The organism is Halorubrum distributum JCM 13561 (genome assembly GCF_000337395.1).
In the GTDB taxonomy this organism is placed as follows: domain Archaea; phylum Halobacteriota; class Halobacteria; order Halobacteriales; family Haloferacaceae; genus Halorubrum; species Halorubrum distributum.
In genome coordinates, this window is sequence record NZ_AOJF01000034.1 from 78,701 (window position 1) to 99,685 (window position 20,985).

Genomic DNA, 20,985 nt, shown 5'->3' on the forward strand with positions numbered 1-20,985 from the left:
ATCCGATACCGCGCCAGTGGGCCCGTGGTCTCGACTACCGCCGTCAAGCGCGCTCTGGCCGCGCTCGCGACACGCACCGACACCGCGAGGCGCCCGTACGCCGCAGTGATCGACGAGGCGGACGCCGCGCGCGCCGACCTCCGGCGCGCGGCGGGGTTCGTCGACGCCGTCGGGTTGGACCGGCTGGCGGACGCGGTCGATGCCGCGGAGCGCGCGGGCGACGAGGCGACCGCAGAACGGGGCCGTGACGCCCTCGCCGCGTACCGAGGGTACCGGCGGGCCGCAGCGGTCAAAGAAGGCGGCAACTGCGACTCCGACCACTTCCGCTCCGGCCCCGGAATCCCTAAGCCGGACACCGGCCAAGACGCGAACAGATGACACGGGTGATCCACACCGGCGACACCCACATCGGGTACTCGCAGTACCACTCGCCGGTCAGGCGCCAGGACTTCCTCGACGCGTTCGAGGCCGTGGTCGACGACGCGGTCGACGACGGCGTCGACGCCGTCGTCCACGCCGGCGACCTCTTCCACGACCGCCGGCCCGAACTCGACGATCTGATGGGGACCATCTCCGTCCTCCGCCGGCTCGACGACGCCGGGATCCCCTTCCTCGCGGTCGTCGGCAACCACGAGTCGACGCGGGGCGGGCAGTGGCTCGACCTCTTCGAGCGCCTCGGCCTCGCGACCCGGCTCGGCGACGAGCCGGTCGTCGTGGGCGACACCGCCTTCTACGGCCTCGACCACGTCCCCGTCTCGCGGCGCGACGACCTCGACTACGCGTTCGCCGACCACGACGCCGAGTACGCGGCGCTCGTCGCACACGGCCTCTTCGAGCCGTTCGGCTACGCCGACTGGGACACGGAGACCGTGCTGACCGAGAGCGACGTCGCGTTCGACGCCATGCTGCTCGGCGACAACCACAAGCCCGACACCGCCGAGGTCGCGGACACGTGGGTCACGTACCCGGGCTCGACCGAGCGCGCGAGCGCGAGCGAGCGCGAGGGGCGCGGCTACAACCTCGTCGTCTTCGACGCCGACGCGGCCGGGGGCGACGACCGCGTCGAGATCCGACGCCGCGCGCTCGACACCCGTCCGTTCGTCTTCGTCTCGGTCGAACTGCGCGAGGGGGAAGGCGAGTCCCGGGTCCGCGAGCGCGTGCGCGAGTACGACCTCGCCGAGGCGGTCGTCCACGTCGAGATCACCGGCGAGGGCGACCCGGTGACGCCCGCGGCCGTCGAGGAGTTCGCCACCGACGAGGGCGCGCTCATCGCGCGCGTCACGGACAGACGCGAGGTCGACGCCGACGGCGAGGTGGACGTGAGCTTCGCCGACCCCGAAGACGCCGTCCGCGACCGGCTCGACGAGATGGCGCTGTCGACCGCCGCGCGCGACGTCGAGCGCGCGGTCCGAGAGGACACGGTCCCCGACGCCAACGTCCGCGAGACGGTGAAGCGGCGGATCGAGGAGCGGCTCGACGAGGAGGCGGACCTCGGCGCGTTCGAGCCGGTCGAGTCGGACGCGGAGGCGGTCGAGGGCGAGGAGGCGGACGACGGCGAAGAGGTGAACGACGGCGAGGAGGCGGACGACGGCGAAGAGGTGAACGACGGCGAGGAGGCGGACGACGGCGAGGAGGCAGGCACCGAGGAAGCAGACACCGACGGATCCGAGTCGGACGAATCAGACGCGGCCGACACAGACCCGGACGAATCGACCACTGACGAGCCGGACGCCGAGTCCGATCGCGCGGAGGCGACGGACCCCGATCCGGCGTCGAACGACGGCCAAGTCTCCATGGAGGACTACCTGTGAAGTTCGACCGCGTCCGCCTCGCGAACTTCAAGCCGTACGGCGACGCCGACCTGCGGCTGACCGAGGGCGTGACGGTCATCCACGGGCTCAACGGCAGCGGGAAGTCGTCGCTGTTGGAGGCCTGTTTCTTCGCGCTGTACGGGTCGAAGGCGCTCGACGGCACCCTCGAAGACGTCATCACGAACGGCGAGGCGGAGACGGAGGTCGAGCTGTGGTTCACCCACGACGGCGCCTCCTACCGGGTCGAGCGGCGGCTCAAGTCGTACGACGGCCGGATCGACCACCAGTGTACGCTCGAGTCGACCGACGGGAGCGACGTGACGCGCGACGGCGCGCGGGCGGTCCGCGAGTTCGTCACCGAGCTGCTACGGATGGACGCCGAGGCGTTCGTCAACTGCGCGTACGTCCGGCAGGGCGAGGTGAACAAGCTCATCAACGCCACCCCGCGGGAGCGACAGGACACGATCGACGACCTGCTCCAGCTGGGGAAGCTCGAGGAGTACCGCGATCGCGCCGGCGACGCTCGGCTCGGCGTCGAGGACGTGCTGGAGAACCGTCGCGGGCGGCTCGACCAGCTCGACGAGCAGATCGCCGCGAAGGAGGACCGCGACCTCCACGGGCGGCTCAACGAGTTGGAGAGCGAATTGGGCGACGTCACCGACGAGATCGACCGGTACGAGACGCAGCGGGAGCAGGCGAAAGAGACGCGCGACGCGGCCGCCGAGACGCTCGAGACCCACGCCGAGAAGCGGGAGGAGTTGGAGTCGGTGGAGTCGGAGATCGACGCGATCGAGGCGTCGATCCGGAAGGCCGAGCGCGAGCGCGACGAGCACCGCGACGCGATCCGCGAGACGCGCGAGCGGATCGACGAGATCGAGGCCGCGATCGATGACCGGCTCGACGACGCCGGGCTCGACGCGGCGACCGAGACAGCGATCGCCGACCGGCGCGCGGAGCTCGACGACCGGGAGGCGGAGGTCCGCGGGGAGCTCGACGACGAGCGGGTGAGCGCCGAGGCGTTCCGGAACCAGGCGACGAACCTCGCCGGGAAGGCGGACGACCGCACCGAGCGCGCCGCGGAGATCGAGTCCGAGGCCGACGAGCTCGCCGACGAGGCGGAGGCGGCGGCCGAGGACGCCGAGGACGCCCAAGCGTCGATCGAGGAGCTCCGCGATGAGGCAGACGGGCTCCACGACCGGTTCGCGGCCGCCGACGCGGACGTCGACCGCGACGGCGTCGCCGACGAGCGGGACGCGCTGCGCGACGAGCGCGGCGAGGTCCGCGAGCGGATCGCCGAGCTGTCGGCGGAGCTGAAGAACGCCCGCGAGCGGGTCGAAGAGGCCGAGGAGCTGCTCGCGGCGGGAAAGTGCCCGGAGTGCGGCCAACCGGTCGAGGACTCGCCGCACGCCAGCGGGATCGACGAGGACCGCGAGCGGGTCGCGGAGCTCGAAGCCGAACTGGAGGACGCCCGCGAACGCGAGGACGACCTCGACGAGCGGATCGCGGAGCTGGACGAGCTCGCGAGCGCCGCGGACCGGCTCGACGAGATCGACGAGCGGGTCGAGACCCTCGAAGCGCGGGTCGAAGAGAAGCGAGAGGCGGCGGACCGGAAGCGGGAGACGGCCGAGGAGAAGCGCGAGCGCGCGGCCGACCTCAGGGAGGAGGCCGAAGAGACCCGTGAGGTTGCCGCCCAGAAGCGCGAGGAGGCGGAGGCGGCCGCGGAGCGCGTCGACGAGCTGGAGGCGTCGCTGTCAGCGGTCGACGCCGCCCGCGAGGCGGTGACGGCTGTCGAGGAGCGCCTGTCCGCGATCGCGGAGGCGGAAGACGAGATCGAGCGCCGCCGCGAGAAGCGAGAGAACCTCGACGAGGTGAACGACGAGCGGCGCGACCGGCTCGCCGACAAGCGCGAGCGCCGCGACGAGCTCGCGGACGCCGTCGACGAGGACGCGGTCGAGAACGCGAAGGAGCGGAAAGCCGACGCCGAGCAGTACCTCGAACAGGTCGCCGAGGAGCTCGACCGTCTCAACGAACGGCGGGAGGAGCTTCAGAACGCGATCGGCGGGGTGAAAGGCGAGCTCAGCGAGCTGGAAGAGCTCCGAGCGGAGCGTGACGGACTCGCTGATACCGTCGAAGCGCTCGAAACGCTCCACGAGGAGACGAGCGAGCTGGAGTCGATGTACGGCGACCTGCGTGCGGAGCTCCGCCAGCGCAACGTCACCGAGCTGGAGCGCACCCTCAACGAGACGTTCGAGCTCGTCTACGGCAACGACGCCTACTCGCACATCGAACTCGACGGCGAGTACGTCCTCACCGTCTACCAGAAGGACGGCGAGCCGCTCGACCCCGAGCAGCTCTCCGGCGGCGAGCGCGCCCTGTTCAACCTCTCGCTGCGCTGTGCGATCTACCGGCTGCTCTCGGAGGGGATCGAGGGCGCGGCGCCGACCCCGCCGCTCATCCTCGACGAGCCGACGGTGTTCCTCGACTCCGGCCACGTCTCGCGGCTCGTCCGGCTCGTCGAGGAGATGCGCGGCTTCGGCGTGCGCCAGATCGTCATCGTGAGCCACGACGACGAGCTGGTCGGCGCGGCCGACGAGCTGGTCACCGTCGAGAAGGACCCGCGCTCGAACCGCTCGACCGTCCGCCGGGAGGACGCGGCGGACCTCGACGTCGCCGAACTCGCGGACGACTGAGCGCCACCGATGCGACTGTTTCCTTTATAAATATCCGACGACGGCAGGAGCGGTGGAAGCCCGCGGGGACACCGCCGCTGAGAGGGACGGCGGCGACGTCAGCCCGCCCCTCCACGTCGGCGCGTGCCTGCGAGCGGCCGCCACCGGCGGCCGCGAGNNNCGACCGAAGGGAGCCCGACGGACGCGCCCGACGAGGCTGGGGAGGCGTGAGGTGCCGTGCGGTCGCGGTCGGGTGGGGCTCAAAGGGGCAGCCGCGAGGCTGGGGCCTTGGAGCTGTTCGTCGTCGATCTAGAATCAACTATTTATAAGCGAACAGCCGCAGCCGGCCGCAGATAGCGGTTATAAGCGAGGTATCAGTCGCCGTCGCCCTCCTCCGCCGATCCGTCGCCCTCCTCCGCCGATCCGTCCCGCAACAGTTCGAGCGCCTCGACCGCGACCGCGGTCGCCTCGTAGCCGCGTCGCCCGGCGACCTCGGCCTCGTCGACCAGTCCCGCCGCACGGAACTCCGTGAGCGTCCCGTGGAGGTCGGACTCGCACATGTCGGCCGCGTCGAGGAGGTCGATCGCGGCGATCGGTCCCTCGTCGACGACCACGGCGAGCAGGCCGAGCGACCGGTCGTCGCGGACCGCGCCGAGCGTCCGGCGGACCGGTTCCGGCACGCCGGAGGCCGCGGTCGCGAGCGGTGACTCGCCGTCAACGACGCTGAGCTCCTCGTTGTCGACGTACCGCTCCGCGCCGGTGGCCGGGTCCCGCACGCGGCTGGACTCCGCGGAGCGTTTCACGAGGAGGTACGTCTCGCCGTCGCCGTCGCGGACCGTCTGCATGGTGGAAGCGGAGAGGCCCGCGGACATTACGCTTCCGGGGGCGCCGCGTCGGGGTCGAAGTCGTCCTCGTCGGGTTCGGCGTCTCCGTCCGTCTCGGCGTTCTCGTCGCCCTCGGCGGCTTCAGCGTCTGCTTCGCCCTCGGCGGCTTCGTCCGCCTCGTCCCGCGAGCGCTTCCACGATCGGTAGGTCTGGTAGGTCCGGACGCCCGCCAGGACCCCCCCGACGAACAGCGCCGGACCGATCCGCGACCAGCCCTCGAAGAACCACACCATCGGGCCGAGCGCGACGAGGAGGACGGCGGCGTTGGCGTAGATGACGGCGACGACGAACGCGCGGAGGGTCCCCTGGTCCACGTCGCTCGCGCCCTCGAAGTCGCCGCCGTCGTCGAACGACTTCACCGAGGGCGCTTTCGGAATGTCGGGCGTCATCTCCCGCTCGGCGTCGGAGCTCTCGCCGACGGAGATCTCGCCCTCGTCGTCCTCGTCGAGGCTGAACACGCCCGGGCGTACGCCGCGCCGGGGCAAAGGGGTTCCGTCCGGACGCGGCGCCGCGGCTACGGTGGAACAGGCGCGCTGCGACGGAACGGAGGATCGAGGCCGAGAGCCGCTTCAGACCGCGTCGGCGAGCCGCACGGTTCGGCTCGCTTCGACCCACGCGAGGGGGTTCGTGGCGTCGAAAAGCACCACGTTCCCGTCGTCTTCGTACGCCTCCACCTCGGCGTCGACCGCGTCGGAATCGGCCGGGCGAGCCGCCTGGGGTTCGGAACGTGGGTCCGAAGACATAGACCATGGTAAGTCGTCACACAATATATGCCTTTCCGTGGCGGGATACCTCGCCGCACCCGAAAGCCGAGTTTTTTAGCCGGGTGACGCCGAAGGGCGGATATGACTCAGTCGGGGCTGTCGGACTTCTCGTCGACCGGAGACGCGGGCGACGGGGCCGACGGCGACACGGACACCGAACGGGAGGAGCTGGCCGCCCAGGAGGCGGCCGCCGTCGCCGGCGGCGGACGCGGCCACGTCAGCGACGTGGTCGACGTCGACGAGGCGAAGTTCCCGGAGTCGACCGGGACCGTCGAGCTGATGATCACGCAGATCGACTACGCCGTCGAGGGGTACGGCAGCGACGAGTACCCGGTCGTCCACGTGTTCGGTCGGCGGCCGGCGGCACACGTCGAGGACGCCGACCACGACGTCGTCGAACACCTCCGCGTCCTGGGCGTCGAGCCGTACTTCTACGTCCCCACGGCCGACCTCGACCGCGACCCCGTCGAGGAGTACGACGTGGTGATCGGCACGCGCGAGGAGAACCCCGACGGCGAACCCTACGAGAGCATCCGCGGCGAGCCGCTCACCCGGATCGTCACCCGGACGCCCCGCGACGTGGGGAACATCCGCGACGACTTCGAGACCAGCTTCGAGGCGGACATCCTCTTCCCGAACCGCTTCCTGATCGACAACGGGATCAACGGCGGGATCCGCGTCGAGGAGCGGCGCCTCGACGACGGCGAGGGGACGATCCAGGTCCACGAGGGTCACCTCGAACCCGCCGAGGTGGACGCCGACCTCCGTGTGAACACCTTCGACATCGAGGTCGACGACCGCCGGGGATTCCCCGAGGACGGCGAGGAGCCGATCATCTGTCTCACCAGCCACGACTCCTACGACGACGAGTACGTCGTCTGGCTGTACGATGCGCCCGAGGCCGAGATCCCCCCGCCCGAAGACCTCCCCGACTACGAGGGGATCGTCGACGGCGACGGGGAGCTCGACTTCCGGGTCCGCACCTTCGAGGAGGAGGCCGCGATGCTCGACGCGTTCGTCGAGTACATCGACGAGACGGACCCGGACCTCCTGACCGGGTGGAACTTCGAGGACTTCGACGCGCCGTACGTCCTCGACCGGCTGGAGGTGCTCGACGACGGGAGCCAGTACGACCTCGACGTCGACCGACTCTCCCGGATCGGCGAGGTGTGGCGCTCCGGCTGGGGCGGCCCGGACGTGAAGGGCCGGGTCGTCTTCGACCTGCTGTATGCCTACAAGCGCACGATGTTCACCGAGCTGGAGTCGTACCGCCTCGACGCGGTCGGCGAGCGCGAGCTCGGCGTCGGCAAGGAGCGCTACACCGGCGACATCGGCGACCTCTGGGAGCAGGACCCCGAGCGCCTGCTGGAGTACAGCATCCGCGACGTGGAGCTGTGCGTCGAGATCGACCGGAAACAGGACGTGATCGCCTTCTGGGACGAGGTGCGCACCTTCGTCGGGTGTAAGATCGAGGACGCGCCGACGCCCGGCGACACCGTCGACATGTACGTCCTCCACAAGGCGTTCGGGAAGTTCGCGCTCCCGACGAAGGGCCAACAGGAGTCGGAAGACTTCGAGGGCGGCGCCGTCTTCGACCCGATCACCGGCGTCAAGCAGATGGTGACGGTCCAAGACCTGAAGAGCCTCTACCCGATGTGTATGGTGACGATCAACGCCGGCCCGGAGACGAAGGTCGACCCCGACGAGTACGACGGCGAGACGTACGTCGCGCCCAACGGGACCCACTTCCGGAAACAGCCGGACGGGATCATGCGCGAGATGGTCGACGAGCTCCTCTCCGAGCGCGAGGAGAAGAAGGCGCTCCGCAACGACCACGATCCCGGCACCGAGCCGTACGAGCAGTACGACCGTCAGCAGGCGTCTGTGAAGGTTATTATGAACTGCTTCACGCCGGACACCGAGGTCGTAACCCCCGACGGCGTTCGGTCGATTACGGACTTGGAGGTCGGCGACGCCGTGTACTCGCTCGATCCCGATACGGAGGAGATGGAGCTGAAGACCGTCGAAGAGACCCACGCGTACCCGGACTACCGAGACGAACTCGTCGACATCGAAACGTCGAAGATCGACTTCCGGGTGACGCCGAACCACCGGATGCTCGTCCGAAAGAACGAGACGAACGGGATCACCGAAGACGGGTACAGTTTCGTGGAGGCGGGCGACCTCGACCGGGCGACGAACTACGAACTGCCTCACGATTGGGACGGACCGGACGGGGAACGGATCGATGAGGTCGATCTGACCGAACTCGTCGACGGCGAGTACGAGGTGTGGGTCCGGCCGAGCGTCCACGGTCACACGTTCACGGCCGAACTCGGCTGGACGCCGCGGCGCGTGCCGAAGGCGGACGTCGGCGAGACCGGCTACGTGTTCACGGCTGCCGAGTTCGAGGAACACCGCGAGTACGTCGAATCGGTGTGCGAGACGAGCTTCGTCCACCGCGAGTCCGGTCGGAAGTGGATCCCGCGGACGTTCGACGGCGACGACTTCCTCGAACTGCTCGCGTGGTACGTCACGGAAGGGAACGTGTACACCTCCGAGGAGAAGCGGTTCGGCGACAATCTCCGCGGCTCCGCGACCACGATACAGATCGCGCAGGACGCCGTGGCGGACGGCGGCGACTCCGACCACGAGACGATCGGGGATCTTCTCGATCGGATGGGGCTGGACTACTACGTCGACGACCGCAGCTATCAGTTCACCTCGGCGCTGCTCGGCGACCTCCTCCGGGACCGCTGCGGCGACGGGAGCTTCAAGAAGCGGATCCCGGACCGCGTCTTCGAGGCGACGAGGACGCAGAAGCGCGCGTTCTTGGAGACGCTGATCGACGGCGATGGCGACCGGCAGTCCGGGTCGTGGAGGTACACGACGTCGAGCGAACGGCTTCGGGACGACGTGCTCCGCCTGTGTGCTCACCTCGGGCTCACCGCGAGCTACAACCGTGACAGCGGGAGCTGGCGGATTTACGTCACGGAAGACGCGAAGAACACGCTTCGGATGCACCGGAGCGGGTCTCGGAGCGAAGCCGAGGACGGCGTCTACTGCGTGACCGTTGAGGACAATCACACGCTCCTCGCGGGGCGGAACGGGAAGTTCCAGTTCGTCGGCCAATCACTATACGGAGTTACGGGATGGGATCGGTTCCGGCTTTACGACAAAGAGGGCGCAGCAGCCGTCACAGCGACCGGTCGCGAGGTCATCGACTTCACCGAGGAGGCCGCAGAAGAGCTTAACTATCAAGTATCTTATGGAGACACCGACAGCGTTATGTTATCCCTTTCTGACATGTCTAAGGAGGAGGCGATCGAGACCTCCTTCGAGATAGAGGACCACATCAACGAGCGCTACGACGACTTCGCGCGCGACGAGCTCAACGCCGACGACCACCGCTTCCAGATCGAGTTCGAGAAGCTCTACCGGCGCTTCTTCCAGGCGGGCAAGAAGAAGCGGTACGCGGGCCACATCGTCTGGAAGGAGGGGAAAGACGTCGACGACATCGACATCACCGGCTTCGAGTACAAGCGCTCCGACATCGCCGGGATCACGAAGGAGGTCCAACAGAACGTCATCGAGACGATCGTCACGGGCGACGACATCGACGAGGACATGGAGGAGGTGAAAGAGTACCTCGTCGACGTCATCGCGCGGGTGCTCGACGGCGACATGGACCTCGACGAGGTCGGGATCCCGGGCGGGATCGGGAAGAAGCTGGACGCCTACGACACGCCGACCGCGCAGGTCCGGGGGGCAAAGTACGCGAACCTGATGCTCGGCACCAACTTCGGGAGCGGGTCGAAGCCGAAGCGGCTGTACATCGAGAAGGTCCATCCCGACTTCTGGGCGCGGATGGAAGACGAGGAGGGGCTCGACCCGCAGCGCGATCACCTGTACGGGGAGTTCAAACGCGATCCGGACGTGATCTGCTTCGAGTACGCGGACCAAGTCCCCGAGGAGTTCGAGGTCGACTGGGAGAAGATGCTGGACAAGACGCTCAAAGGACCGATAGAGCGCGTGATCGAGGCGCTCGGGATGTCGTGGGAGGAGGTCAAGACGGGCCAGGAACAGACCGGACTCGGCTCGTTCATGTGACCGTCGGCGAGGGTGAACGCCGACCGTCGAAAGCAGTTTTCGATCGAAAGAAAATTTCTTGGTTGATTTGCGACTTTTGACGGGGAGATGCGTAACCATTAACCCCCTCAACCCCCACCGTCAACGTACGAGGCACGAGAATACACATGGCTACTCTCGAAATCAACGATCTTCACGCACGAGTGGCGGAAGAGGGCGGCGAACGCATCCTTCTCGGGGTCGACCTGACCGTCGAGTCCGGCGACATCCACGCGCTGATGGGGCCGAACGGCTCCGGTAAGTCGACGCTCGCGAAGGTCATCGCCGGCCATCCCGCCTACGAGGTCACCGGCGGCGAGATCCTGCTCCACCTCAGCGAGGAGGACGTCGCCGACGTCGACGTCGACCTGGACGACGAGGACTATCACTGGGAGCTGCTCGAGTTGGAGCCGAACGAGCGCGCCGCGCTCGGCATCTTCCTCGGCTTCCAGTACCCCGCCGAGATCGAGGGCGTCACCATGACGAACTTCCTCCGCCAGGCCCTCAACGCGAAGGCGGACGAGCGAGAGGAGCTGTTCGAGGACGAAGACGAGGCGGAAGCCGAGGCCGACGACGACGACGACGAGGGCTACGAGACCTCCCCGATGGAGGGGCCCGCGGACGACGGCGAGATCGGCGTCGCCGAGTTCCAGGAGATCCTCTCCGAGAAGATGGAGCTGCTCGACATGGACGAGAAGTTCATGCAGCGCTACCTCAACGCCGGCTTCTCCGGCGGCGAGAAGAAGCAGAACGAGGTCCTCCAGGCCGCGATGCTGGAGCCGAGCGTCGCCGTGCTCGACGAGATCGACTCGGGGCTCGACATCGACCGCCTGAAGGACGTCTCGAAGGGGATCAACGCGCTCCGCGACGAGCAGGGCACGGGTATCCTCCAGATCACCCACTACCAGCGCATCCTCGACTACGTCGAGCCCGACCACGTTCACGTCATGCTCGACGGTGAAGTCGTCAAGAGCGGCGGCGCGGAGCTCGCCGAGAAGCTCGAGGACGAGGGGTACGACTGGGTCCGAGAGGACGCCTTCGAGGCGGCGTAACCAAATGCGGGCACGCGACACACGTAAACACGGGAATCCGTAACAATACACTATGAGTTCACAACAGGACGACCTTAAGGAGACAGACACCGAGGCCCGCTTCGAGTTCAAGAAGGAGGAGAAGTCCGCCTTCAAGAGCGAAAAGGGTCTCACCGAGGAGACGGTCCGCGTCATCTCGGAGGACAAGGACGAACCGGAGTGGATGCTGGAGCGGCGCCTGCGCGCGCTCGAGCAGTTCCAAGAGATGCCGATGCCGACCGACTGGCCCGGCCAGCCGGACCTCTCGGAGGTCGACATCAACGAGATCGTGCCGTACATCCGGCCGGACATCGACAAGCGCGGCGGCGCCGACAGCTGGGAGGACCTCCCGGAGGAGATCCAGGACACCTTCGACAAGCTCGGCATCCCGGAGGCGGAGAAGAACGCGCTCTCGGGCGTCGGCGCGCAGTACGAGTCCGAGATCGTCTATCAGAACATGCAGGAGCGGTGGGAGGAGAAGGGCGTCATCTTCTGTGACATGGACAAGGCCGTCCAAGAGCACGAGGAGATCGTCCGCGAGCACTTCATGACGAAGTGCGTCCCCCCGAGCGACAACAAGTTCGCGGCGCTTCACGGCGCCATCTGGTCCGGCGGCTCGTTCGTCTACGTCCCGGAGAACACGACCGTGGAGATGCCGGTCCAGGCGTACTTCCGGATGAACTCCGAGGGGATGGGCCAGTTCGAGCACACGCTCATCATCGCGGAGGAGGGCTCCGAGGTCCACTACATCGAGGGCTGTTCCGCCCCGAAGTACTCGGCGTTTAACCTCCACTCCGGCGGCGTGGAAGTGTTCGTCGGCGAGGACGCCCACGTCCAGTACTCGACCGTCCAGAACTGGTCGAAGAACACGTACAACCTCAACACGAAGCGCGCCATCGCCGAGAAGGGCGGGCGCATGGAGTGGATCTCCGGCTCGATGGGCTCGAAGGCGACGATGCTGTACCCGTCGACGATCCTGAAGGGCCGCGGCGCCTCCGACAACCACATCACCATCGCCTTCGCGGGCGAGGGCCAGGACATCGACACCGGCGCGAANGCGCCTCCGACAACCACATCACCATCGCCTTCGCGGGCGAGGGCCAGGACATCGACACCGGCGCGAAGGTGTACCACAACGCGCCGGACACGAAGTCCACCGTCGAGTCGAAGTCGATCGCGAAGGACGGCGGCCGCACGAACTACCGCGGCCTCGTCCACATCGCGGACGGCGCCGAGAACTCCTCGACGGCCGTGGAGTGCGACGCGCTGATGTTCGACAACGAGTCGACGTCGGACACGATGCCGTACATGGAGATCAACGAGTCGAAGGTCGACGTCGCCCACGAGGCGACCGTCGGCAAGATCGGCGACGAGGACATCTTCTACCTCCAGTCGCGCGGTCTCGACGACGACGACGCCAAGCAGATGATCGTCTCCGGGTTCATCGAGCCGATCACGGAGGAGCTGCCGATCGAGTACGCCGTCGAGCTGAACCGGCTCGTCGAGCTCGAGATGGAGGGTTCGCTCGGATAACATGAGCACGCAAGCAATCGAGAGCCTCTCGGAGGACACGGTACGACGCATCGCCGACGAACGCGACGAGCCCGAGTGGCTCGTAGAGACCCGCCTGAACGCGCTCTCCGCGCTGGAGACGGCCGAGCTGCCCGACGTCATCCAGACGCCGGGCCGCCGCTGGACCGACCTGGAGGCGCTGGACTTCGAGGCGCTCGTCGACCCGCTGAACCAGGCGGACGAGACCGAGCGGACCGCGGGCGACGACGAGGTCGTCGTCCTCCCGTTCACCGAGGCGCTCGACGAGTACGGCGACGTCATCGAGGCGAACTTCGGCTCCGTCCTCGACCCCGAACACAACTACCTCACGGCGCTTTCGGTCGCGCTCTTTACCACGGGCACGTTCGTCTACGTCCCCGAGGGCGTCGACGTCGAAGACGTGACGGTGCGCGCGGAGATGAACTCCCGCTCGCTGTTCAGCCAGACGCTCGTCGTCGCCGAGGAGTCGTCGTCGGTGACGATCCTCGAGTCGATCGAGACGGGTGACGCCGAGGTCGCCGACGACCGCTACTTCTCGAACCTCGTCGAGGTCGTCGCGGGCGAGAACGCGAACGTCCAGTTCGGCTCGCTCCAGAACCTCGACGACGACGCGTACACCTACTCGCTGAAGCGCGGCGTGACCGACACGTACGCGACGGTCGACTGGATCGAGAGCAACTTCGGGTCGAAGCTCACCCGCTCGGACATCGAGACCGAGCTCAACGGCGACGGCTCCGAGAGCCAGATCGTCGGGACGTTCTTCGGTACGGACGACCAGCACTTCGACATCAACGCCCGCGTGTGGCACCAGGCGGAGCAGACGACCGCCGACCTCGTCACCCGCGGCGTGCTCGACGACATCGCCCGCTCCGTCTACGAGGGGGTCCAGGACGTCGGCGAGGACGCGTGGAACACCTCCAGCTACCAGCGCGAGAACACGCTGATGCTGTCGGACGACGCCGAGGCCGACGCGTCGCCGAAGCTGATCATCCACAACCACGACACCGAGGCCTCCCACTCCGCGACGGTCGGGCAGGTCGACGCCGAGGACCTGTTCTACCTCGAGAGCCGGTCGATCGACTCGCGGACGGCCCGGAACATGCTCGTCGAGGGCTTCTTCGTGCCCGTCCTCGAAGAGATCGCGGTCGACGAGTTCCGCGACGACGTCGAGGAGCTCGTCTTGGAACGGCTTCAGTAGGCCGTCGACGCGGACTGGCGGTTTTTTATTCCGGCGTGGTCGCGGCGAGGAGTGACCGGCCAGCGAGGGGAATCTCTTAAGACCGACGACGCCCGAGTCGGAGGTATGCGAACCCGCGTATCGCGCCGTCTCGGGTGGTCGCGGTGAGTGTGAGCCAGCGGGTCGCCTCCGACGACCAGCTCGCGCGGCTGCTCCAGATCGGAATCGTGCTCGAGGAGGTCGTCGAAGCGCGAACGCACCGCCACTACCAGCAGCTTGACGCCGAGCTCGACGAGGAGGTGGAGACGCTGCTCGCGGACGCCGCCGAGGAGTCCGCCGACCACCGCGAGCGGCTTGAGTCGCTCGTCGAGGGGCTCGGCGTCGACAGCGTCCCGTTCGGCGAGATCGAGTCGCTGGTCGACGCCCGCTACGGGCGGACGCGGCCGGAGGACTTCGACGACGTGCTGTACGACCAGCTGTGCAACGAGGAGACGGCGTACAAGTTCTACGACGACCTCATCGAGGCGATCGAGGACTCCGAAGCGACGTTCTCGATCGACCGGGGGGAGCTGCTCGCCACCCTGACGACGATCCGCGACGAGGAGGCCGAGGGAGTGCGCGAGGTCACGGAGGTCATGGAGCGCCGATGAACCGGGCAGACGAGTCGCCGACGAGCGCCGACGGAGGACAGCCGTGAACACCGCAGATCAGTACCTCAAGACGATATACGTCGTACAGGACAGCGAAGACGGTCCCGCCTCGACCGGGTCCATCGCCGACTCGCTCGGCGTCAGCCCGGCCAGCGCCAACGAGATGATCGGCAAGCTCGAAGAGCGCGGCCTCGCGGAGCACGAGAAGTACAAGGGCGTCACGCTCACCGACGACGGTATCGTCCGCGCCCGCGACGCGCTCCAGACCTACTGTATCATCGAGCGCTTCCTCGCGAACGTCCTCGCGGTCGAGGACTTCCAGGCGGAGGCCCGCGAGCTGGAGGCCGTCATCGACGACACGGTGGCGGAGCGGCTCGACACGATCATCGACCGCCAGCCGGAGTGCCCGGACTGCTTCGACCCCGAGTCCGACGCCTGCGCGTGCTTAGAGATCGCTCCGGAGCCGGTCGAACCGGAGCAGCAGTAAAAACGGTAAACGGTCGCGGAGCGGGTTCTCGGCCTTAGACGCCGGTGGAGTAGCGCAAGATGCCCGCGATTCCGCCGAACGCGTCGAGGAGCTGCTCGCCCTTCTCGAAGTCCGTGGAGATGAACCGGGTCTCGGTGCCGCGCTGCTCCGCGATCGCCATCAGGTGTTCGATGACGTCCTCGCGCTCCTCGACCGCCGCCTCCTCGCCGCACTCGCTACACTCGTGGTCCGGCGTCGAGTGGCGGGCGTCGACCACCTCGTACTCCTCGTGGCCGTTCGGGCACTCGTAGACGACGACGTCCGAGCGGAGGTCCTCGGAGATGAGCAGCCGGTCGACGGAGCCCATGATCAGGTTCCGGCGGGTCTGTTCGAACCCGTAGGTGGCCTCCTGGCCGGTGTTGAGCTTCTCGAAGAACTCCTCCATGTCGTTTTTGTCCTGAACGATCTCCTGGTCGGCGAGCGCCTCCTGGCCCGCGTCGACGAGGTCCTTCAGCCCGGACTCGTCGGTGTAGGCGACGTCGAACTTGCCGAGCACCTTGTCTTGGAGCTCGTGGTGAAGGTAGTCGCCGTCGAGGAACACGTCTTTGGTCGGCGAGGGACCGCCGACGAGGATGCCGTCGAGCTCGTGGCGCTTGTCGACGAACAGGTCGTTGGCCATCCCCGCGACCTCCTGGTAGAAGTTGTCGATGGCCTCCAGGCGCAGGCGGGCGAACCGCTGTGCGGACTGGCCCCCTTTCCGCTGTTTGCCGGGGACGAGCGAGGAGGCGGACTTGACGGGCACGACCCGTTTCCCCTTCAGCCAGCCGACGTTCGCCTCGCGGCGGTCGAGGACGATGAGCCCGAACAGCCCGGAGTCTTCGAGCATGTGTTCGAGCGGCTCGGTGAGGAACTCCGAGTCGCAGTGGTACCGGAACGACTCGACGGGCTGCGGGGGCGACTCCAGCGTCCGGGTGACCATGTCGGTCTGGCCGCCGCCCGCGTCGATGGCGCCCGAGAAGATCACGATCCCGTTCTCCGGCGGGAAGGTGTCGTAGTAGCGCAGTCGGTCCTTGATAGACGTCAGCGCGTCCTGGACGGCGGTCCGAGTCTGCTTCGACTTGATGTTGGACGCCTCGCTGTGTTCCTGCGTGACGTGGGCCACCACGTCGGAGATCTGCCGGTCCTCGGGGATGTAGATGGTGACGAGCTGGGTGCCGGAGCCCTCGAAGTCTTTGAGCTCCTCGATGACCTTGCGGAACTCGTACTTCCGGCGGTCCTCGTTCGCCTCCTGTGCGTCGCTACTCATTGCCTGAAATACGGTCGCGTGCGTGTAAGTAATCTTTGACCTCCCGGCCGGCGCGTCGATAGCGGGTCGTACGGGTCGTCGAACGCACGCTTGCTTATAAATAGACGAGGCGGTGGCGCGTGCCTGCGAGCGGCCGGAGCGAAGCGGAGGCCGCGAGACAGCACGCGCGAGGTCGCCGGCGCTACGCGCCGGCTGCCAGAGAATCTCCGATTCTCGCTGGAGTCAGTCGCCGGAGCGAAGCGGAGGCGACTGACAGGGCGAGAGCGAAGCTCTCGCTTACAGCCGGACGTAGTCCGGCGACGAGGCTGGGGAGGTGTGAGGTGCGGGGCGGTGCTGTGTGGGGCGGGACTCGAAGGGGCAGCCGCGAGGACAGCGCAGGCGACGCAAGGACCACAGGGAGCGAGCAGCGCGAGCGACCGAGGACCGCAGCGAGCGTGCGCTGTCCTCGCGGCTGGGGCTTTGGTGTTCGCCGCAGATCCGCTAGCAGCTATTTATAAACGTGCGGCTGGGGCTTTGGTGTTCGCCGCCGATTTCCGGTCAGTACCCGAAGGGCCGAACTCGACGGCACCGATCCTACATCGACTCCGGCGCCTCGACGCCCAGCACGTCGAGCGCGTTCGCCATCGTGTGCTTCGCGGCCGCGACGACCGCGAGCCGGGCGTCCCGCAGCTCGTCGGTCTCGGCGGTCACGACCGGGCACTCGCGGTAGAAGGCGTTGTACGCGTCCGCGAACTCGCGGGTGAACGTCGCGATCGTGTGGGGTTCGAGGTCGTCCGCCGCCGCCTCGATCGCGGCCGGGAACCGCGCGACCTCGCGGAGGAGGTCGCGGGCTGCGTCGGTTTCGAGGGCGCCCGCGTCCACGTCGAGCGCGTCGAGGTCGACCTCGCCGTCGGCGTCCGCGGTCACGCCGGGTACGTCCACGCCCTCCGCCGCGGCCTCGCCGAGGATGCCGGCGCAGCGCGCGTGGACGTACTGGACGAACGGGGCCGACTGCGCCTCGAAGTCGAGCGCGTCCTCCCACTCGAAGGTGATCGCCTTCGCGGGCTGTTTGGAGACGATGTCGTACCGCACGGCGCCGATCCCGACCTGATGGGCGATGCGCTCGACGTCCGCGTCGGTGAGGTCGTCGTCGCGGATGCGGTCGTCCATCCGGGACTCGACGGCGTCGCGGGCGCGGTCGATCGCCTCGTCGAGGAGGTCGTCGAGCATCACGCCCGTTCCCTTCCGCGTCGACATCTTCCCGTCGGGGAGGTTGACGTACGAGTAGATGACGTGGCCGAGCCGGTCGGCGTCGTTGCCGAGCAGTTCGAGGGTCGCGTCGAGCTGGTCGGCCTGGAGCTTGTGGTCCTCGCCGAGGACGGTGACGGCGCGGTCGTAGTTGTCGAACTTCCACTCGTGGTGGGCCAAGTCGCGGGTGGTGTAGAGGCTCGTGTCGTCCGAGCGCAGGAAGACGAGGTTCTTCTCGATCCCCCACTCGTCGAGCTCCAGCTGCCAGGCGTCCTCCTCGTAGACCGCGTGGTCGGTCTCCTTCAGGCGGCCGGCGATGTCGTCGGTGGAGCCGTCGCGCATGAACCGCGTCTCCTTGACGAACTCGTCGAACTCCGCGGGGAGGCGCGCCAAACAATCCTTCATCCCGCCGAGGACGGTGTCGACGACCTCGCCGACGCGCTCGTATGTCTCCTCGTCGCCGGCTTCGAGCCCCTGGAGGATCGACTGGATCTCCGCCTCCGCGGCCTCGACCGCGTCGGCGTCGGCCTCCTCTAAGAAGGCGTTCCCCTTCCGGTAGTAGCGCACGAGGTCGTACTCCGCGCGGTCGCGGGCGGGGTCGGCGTCGAGGTCGGACTCGTCGAACCGCTCGTACGCCCACGTGAACACCGCCATCTGCCGGCCGGCGTCGTTGACGTAGTAGTGGCGGTCGACGTCGTAGCCCGCGTACTCCAAGAGGTTCGCCACGGCGTCCCCGACGATGGGGTTGCGCGCGCGGCCGACGTGGACCGGGCCGGTCGGGTTCGCGCTGGTGTGCTCGACCACGACCGAGGTGTCCCGGTCGGGGAGCGCACCGTAGTCGTCGTCGACGGCGGCCGCGTCGAGGGTGTCCGCGAGGTAGCGCTCGTTCGCGTGGAAGTTGACGTACGGCCCCGCGGTGTCGACGCTCGCGACGTAGTCGGCGTCCGCGACCGACACCGCCTCGGCGACCTCGCCCGCCACCTGCGGCGGGGGCGCGCCGACCTCGCCCGCGAGCCGGAAGGCGACGCTGGAGGCGAGCGTCGCGTCCATGTCGTCGGGCGGGCGTTCGATGCCGAGGTCGTCGGTCGGGAGGTCGAGCGAGCCGAGCGCGTCCGCGAGCGCCGCCTCGACCTCCGACCGGAACTGCCTGAACATACCGTCCGTTCGACGGGCGGGTTAAAAGGCCCTTCCGAAGCGGCTCGGCGGACGAGGCGTGGGATCGAAGGGACGAAATTGAGACATTCGGGACTGCGGTGGCGCGTGCCTGCGAGCGGCCGCCGAGGGCGGCCGCGAGTCAGCACCGTGCGAGGGAGTCAGTCGCCGGAGCGAAGCGGAGGCGACTGACAGGGCGAGAGCGAAGCTCTCGCTTACAGCCGGACGTAGTCCGGCGACGAGGCTGGGGNGAGGCGACTGACAGGGCGAGAGCGAAGCTCTCGCTTACAGCCGGACGTAGTCCGGCGACGAGGCTGGGGAGGTGTGAGGTGCGGGGCGGGGCAGGGCGGGACTCAAAGGGGCAGCCGCGAGGACAGCGCAGGCGACGGAAGCACTGGAGGGAGCGAGCACCGCGAGCGACTGAAGCGCGCAACGAGCGTGCGCTGTCCTCACGGCTGGGGCTTTGGAGGCATTCACCGCCGATCTGTTCTCAGTTATTTATAAACAAGCGGCTGGGGCTTTGAAGCTGTTCACCGCCGATCCGTCAGCAACCATTTATAAGCGGCCGGCTGGAGTTTCGGGGGCGACCACGGTCGACCGCAATCAACGATTTATAAATAATCACTCTGAACGGCAATTCGGGAGGTCACGGCATCCATCAGCCGCTACTTATGAGACGATCTCCTCGATCAGCTCGCGCGCGCTCCGCTGGACCGCCTCATCGCTCTCGATCGAGGGTTCCCACCCCAAGTCGGCGAGCTTCTCGATCGACAGCCGCATCTTCGGCACGTCGCCGGTCCAGCCGCGGTCGCCGCCGGTGTAGGCGTACTCCGGCTCCACGCCCAGCTCCTCGCTCACGATGTCGGCGATGTCTGTGACGGAGGTGGTCGTCCGCGTGCCGAGGTTGTACACGTTGTACGCGTCGTCGGCGTGTTCGACGACGTGCTGGATGGCGTCGACGCACTCGGTGACGTGCATGTACGACTTCTCCTGGCGGCCGTCGCCGAGGATTTCCAGCTCCGTCGGGTCCTCGTCCAGCTTCTCGATGAAGTCCGGGATCACGTTGCCGCGCTGGCGCGGGCCGACGATGTTCGCGAAGCGGAACACCCACGACTGGACCCCGTACGAGTGCGCGAACGTCGAGATCAGCGCCTCGTCCGCGAGCTTCGATGAGCCGTAGATCGAGATGGGTTCGAGCGGCGCGTAGTCCTCGGCCGTCGGCCGCGGCGCCTCGCCGTACACCGTCGACGAGGAGGTGAACGCGAAGCGGTCGACGCCGACCTCGCGCATCCGCTCTAAGACGTTATACGTCATCTCGGTGTTCTCCTCGAAGAGGACGCGGTCGTCGTCGTAGTTCGTGTCGGTGTACGCCGCGAAGTGGAAGACGGCGTCGAGGTCCTCGGTGACCGCGCGGGCGACGTCGTCCGAGTCGGTCACGTCCGCTTCGACGAACTCGGCGCCGTCGGGGACCCGGTCGCGGGTCCCCTTCGAGAGATCGTCGGCGACGCGGACGGTCGCGCCGCGGTCGAGCAGCGCGGCGGCGAGGTGGCTCCCGACGAGGCCGGCGCCCCCGGTGACGAGGACGCGCGAATCGGCGAGGTTCATACCGGTCCGTCGGCGGTCGCGGATAAGTAGGTGTGGAATCGGAGCGAGGGCGGCGGGGCGGGAACGGAGCGGACGCGACTACAGGCTCTCGAACGCCTCGTCGACCATCTCGCCGGTGTCGGCGACGATGTCCGCCATCACGTCGTCGTCGGGCGCCATGCCCGCGAGCCGGGCGATGCGCATGATGGAGACGTGGTAGACGCGCTGGACGCCGGGCTCCTCCTCCCAGACCACGACGTTACACGGCATCAGCGCGCCGAGCGTGTTGTCGGTCGCGTCGAGCGCGCGGTCGGCCACCTCGGGGTTGCACGCGCCCAGCACGTAGTAGGGGTCGCGGCCCGCGTCGACCTTCTCGTTGAGCATCTCCGACGGGGAGAACTCGACGGGGACGCCGAAGCCGGCATCGGTGAACACCTCGCGGACGTGTTCGATCGCCTCCTCGTGACCCATCTCGAGGGTGGTCTGCTGTTCGCCGATGTCGTCCGGGTCGATCTGACTCGGGTCGATTGGGAGCGTCATTCGTGT

General features: G+C 67.8%; 15 protein-coding genes and 1 pseudogene. 9 read left to right on the top strand and 7 right to left on the bottom strand.

All coding sequences use genetic code 11. The features are described from left to right. Window positions 1-24 precede the first annotated feature (24 nt). Genes C470_RS07800 through rad50 form a run of 3 tightly spaced genes read left to right on the top strand, consistent with a single transcriptional unit; the run spans window position 25 to window position 4,501 of the window. Complete coding sequence (locus C470_RS07800) at window positions 25-378, top strand: hypothetical protein (RefSeq protein WP_008366457.1); 354 nt, start codon at window positions 25-27, stop codon at window positions 376-378. Continuing rightward, window positions 375-1,811 (top strand): DNA double-strand break repair protein Mre11, encoded by a 1,437-nt coding sequence (mre11, locus tag C470_RS07805; RefSeq protein ID WP_008366458.1) that lies wholly within the window; start codon window positions 375-377, stop codon window positions 1,809-1,811. The genes C470_RS07800 and mre11 overlap by 4 nt, the downstream gene beginning before the upstream one ends. Continuing rightward, entirely contained in the window at window positions 1,808-4,501 is a 2,694-nt protein-coding gene (gene rad50, locus C470_RS07810) for a DNA double-strand break repair ATPase Rad50 (RefSeq protein ID WP_008366459.1), read from the top strand. Before mre11 ends, rad50 begins: the two co-directional genes overlap by 4 nt. Before the next feature lie 353 nt (window positions 4,502-4,854). Here rad50 and C470_RS07815 read toward each other — a convergent pair whose 3' ends face one another. From C470_RS07815 to C470_RS16085, 3 genes are all read right to left on the bottom strand, one after another. Beyond that, on the bottom strand, window positions 4,855-5,325 hold the full coding sequence (locus tag C470_RS07815) for a DUF7346 family protein (RefSeq protein WP_008366460.1): 471 nt from the start codon (window positions 5,323-5,325) through the stop codon (window positions 4,855-4,857). 26 nt (window positions 5,326-5,351) lie between these two features. Beyond that, complete coding sequence (locus C470_RS07820; RefSeq protein ID WP_008366461.1) at window positions 5,352-5,822, bottom strand: DUF7322 domain-containing protein; 471 nt, start codon at window positions 5,820-5,822, stop codon at window positions 5,352-5,354. A gap of 111 nt (window positions 5,823-5,933) precedes the next feature. Beyond that, complete coding sequence (locus C470_RS16085) at window positions 5,934-6,107, bottom strand: DUF7331 family protein (RefSeq protein ID WP_004599863.1); 174 nt, start codon at window positions 6,105-6,107, stop codon at window positions 5,934-5,936. 102 nt (window positions 6,108-6,209) lie between these two features. Between C470_RS16085 and C470_RS07825 the strand changes: the two genes are divergently transcribed. The 6 genes and pseudogenes from C470_RS07825 to C470_RS07850 all read left to right on the top strand — a co-directional run bounded on the left by C470_RS07825 (window position 6,210) and on the right by C470_RS07850 (window position 15,191). Continuing rightward, the gene (locus C470_RS07825) at window positions 6,210-10,238 is read left to right on the top strand and encodes an intein-containing DNA polymerase II (protein WP_008366462.1); all 4,029 of its coding nucleotides are present in this window, start codon (window positions 6,210-6,212) and stop codon (window positions 10,236-10,238) included. A 146-nt stretch (window positions 10,239-10,384) separates the two neighbouring features. After that, window positions 10,385-11,308: an ABC transporter ATP-binding protein gene (locus C470_RS07830; RefSeq protein ID WP_008366463.1), complete on the top strand. Its 924-nt coding sequence runs from the start codon at window positions 10,385-10,387 to the stop codon at window positions 11,306-11,308. A gap of 52 nt (window positions 11,309-11,360) precedes the next feature. Then, window positions 11,361-12,859, top strand: a pseudogene (sufB, locus tag C470_RS07835) (Fe-S cluster assembly protein SufB). Window position 12,860: 1 nt separating this feature from the next. Beyond that, complete coding sequence (gene sufD, locus C470_RS07840) at window positions 12,861-14,075, top strand: Fe-S cluster assembly protein SufD (RefSeq protein WP_008366464.1); 1,215 nt, start codon at window positions 12,861-12,863, stop codon at window positions 14,073-14,075. A 143-nt stretch (window positions 14,076-14,218) separates the two neighbouring features. Then, complete coding sequence (locus C470_RS07845) at window positions 14,219-14,704, top strand: hypothetical protein (protein ID WP_004598697.1); 486 nt, start codon at window positions 14,219-14,221, stop codon at window positions 14,702-14,704. 43 nt (window positions 14,705-14,747) lie between these two features. Next, entirely contained in the window at window positions 14,748-15,191 is a 444-nt protein-coding gene (locus tag C470_RS07850; RefSeq protein ID WP_004598696.1) for a metal-dependent transcriptional regulator, read from the top strand. A 34-nt stretch (window positions 15,192-15,225) separates the two neighbouring features. Here the strand turns inward: C470_RS07850 and prf1 are convergent, their stop codons facing one another. From prf1 to C470_RS07870, 4 genes are all read right to left on the bottom strand, one after another. After that, on the bottom strand, window positions 15,226-16,476 hold the full coding sequence (prf1, locus tag C470_RS07855; protein ID WP_008366465.1) for a peptide chain release factor aRF-1: 1,251 nt from the start codon (window positions 16,474-16,476) through the stop codon (window positions 15,226-15,228). 573 nt (window positions 16,477-17,049) lie between these two features. Then, entirely contained in the window at window positions 17,050-18,858 is a 1,809-nt protein-coding gene (argS, locus tag C470_RS07860; protein ID WP_004598694.1) for an arginine--tRNA ligase, read from the bottom strand. 666 nt (window positions 18,859-19,524) lie between these two features. After that, entirely contained in the window at window positions 19,525-20,460 is a 936-nt protein-coding gene (locus C470_RS07865) for an NAD-dependent epimerase/dehydratase family protein (RefSeq protein ID WP_008366466.1), read from the bottom strand. A 78-nt stretch (window positions 20,461-20,538) separates the two neighbouring features. Continuing rightward, on the bottom strand, window positions 20,539-20,979 hold the full coding sequence (locus C470_RS07870; protein ID WP_008366467.1) for a DUF302 domain-containing protein: 441 nt from the start codon (window positions 20,977-20,979) through the stop codon (window positions 20,539-20,541). Window positions 20,980-20,985: the final 6 nt, after the last annotated feature.

What these genes read in the sequence shown, in the direction of transcription:
- mre11 (WP_008366458.1), top strand. Translation starts at nt 375, where the DNA reads ATGACACGGGTGATCCACACCGGCGACACCCACATCGGGTACTCGCAG.
- C470_RS07815 (WP_008366460.1), bottom strand. Translation starts at nt 5,325, where the DNA reads ATGCAGACGGTCCGCGACGGCGACGGCGAGACGTACCTCCTCGTGAAA.
- C470_RS16085 (WP_004599863.1), bottom strand. Translation starts at nt 6,107, where the DNA reads ATGTCTTCGGACCCACGTTCCGAACCCCAGGCGGCTCGCCCGGCCGAT.
- C470_RS07825 (WP_008366462.1), top strand. Translation starts at nt 6,210, where the DNA reads ATGACTCAGTCGGGGCTGTCGGACTTCTCGTCGACCGGAGACGCGGGC.
- C470_RS07830 (WP_008366463.1), top strand. Translation starts at nt 10,385, where the DNA reads ATGGCTACTCTCGAAATCAACGATCTTCACGCACGAGTGGCGGAAGAG.
- sufD (WP_008366464.1), top strand. Translation starts at nt 12,861, where the DNA reads ATGAGCACGCAAGCAATCGAGAGCCTCTCGGAGGACACGGTACGACGC.
- prf1 (WP_008366465.1), bottom strand. Translation starts at nt 16,476, where the DNA reads ATGAGTAGCGACGCACAGGAGGCGAACGAGGACCGCCGGAAGTACGAG.
- argS (WP_004598694.1), bottom strand. Translation starts at nt 18,858, where the DNA reads ATGTTCAGGCAGTTCCGGTCGGAGGTCGAGGCGGCGCTCGCGGACGCG.
- C470_RS07865 (WP_008366466.1), bottom strand. Translation starts at nt 20,460, where the DNA reads ATGAACCTCGCCGATTCGCGCGTCCTCGTCACCGGGGGCGCCGGCCTC.
- C470_RS07870 (WP_008366467.1), bottom strand. Translation starts at nt 20,979, where the DNA reads ATGACGCTCCCAATCGACCCGAGTCAGATCGACCCGGACGACATCGGC.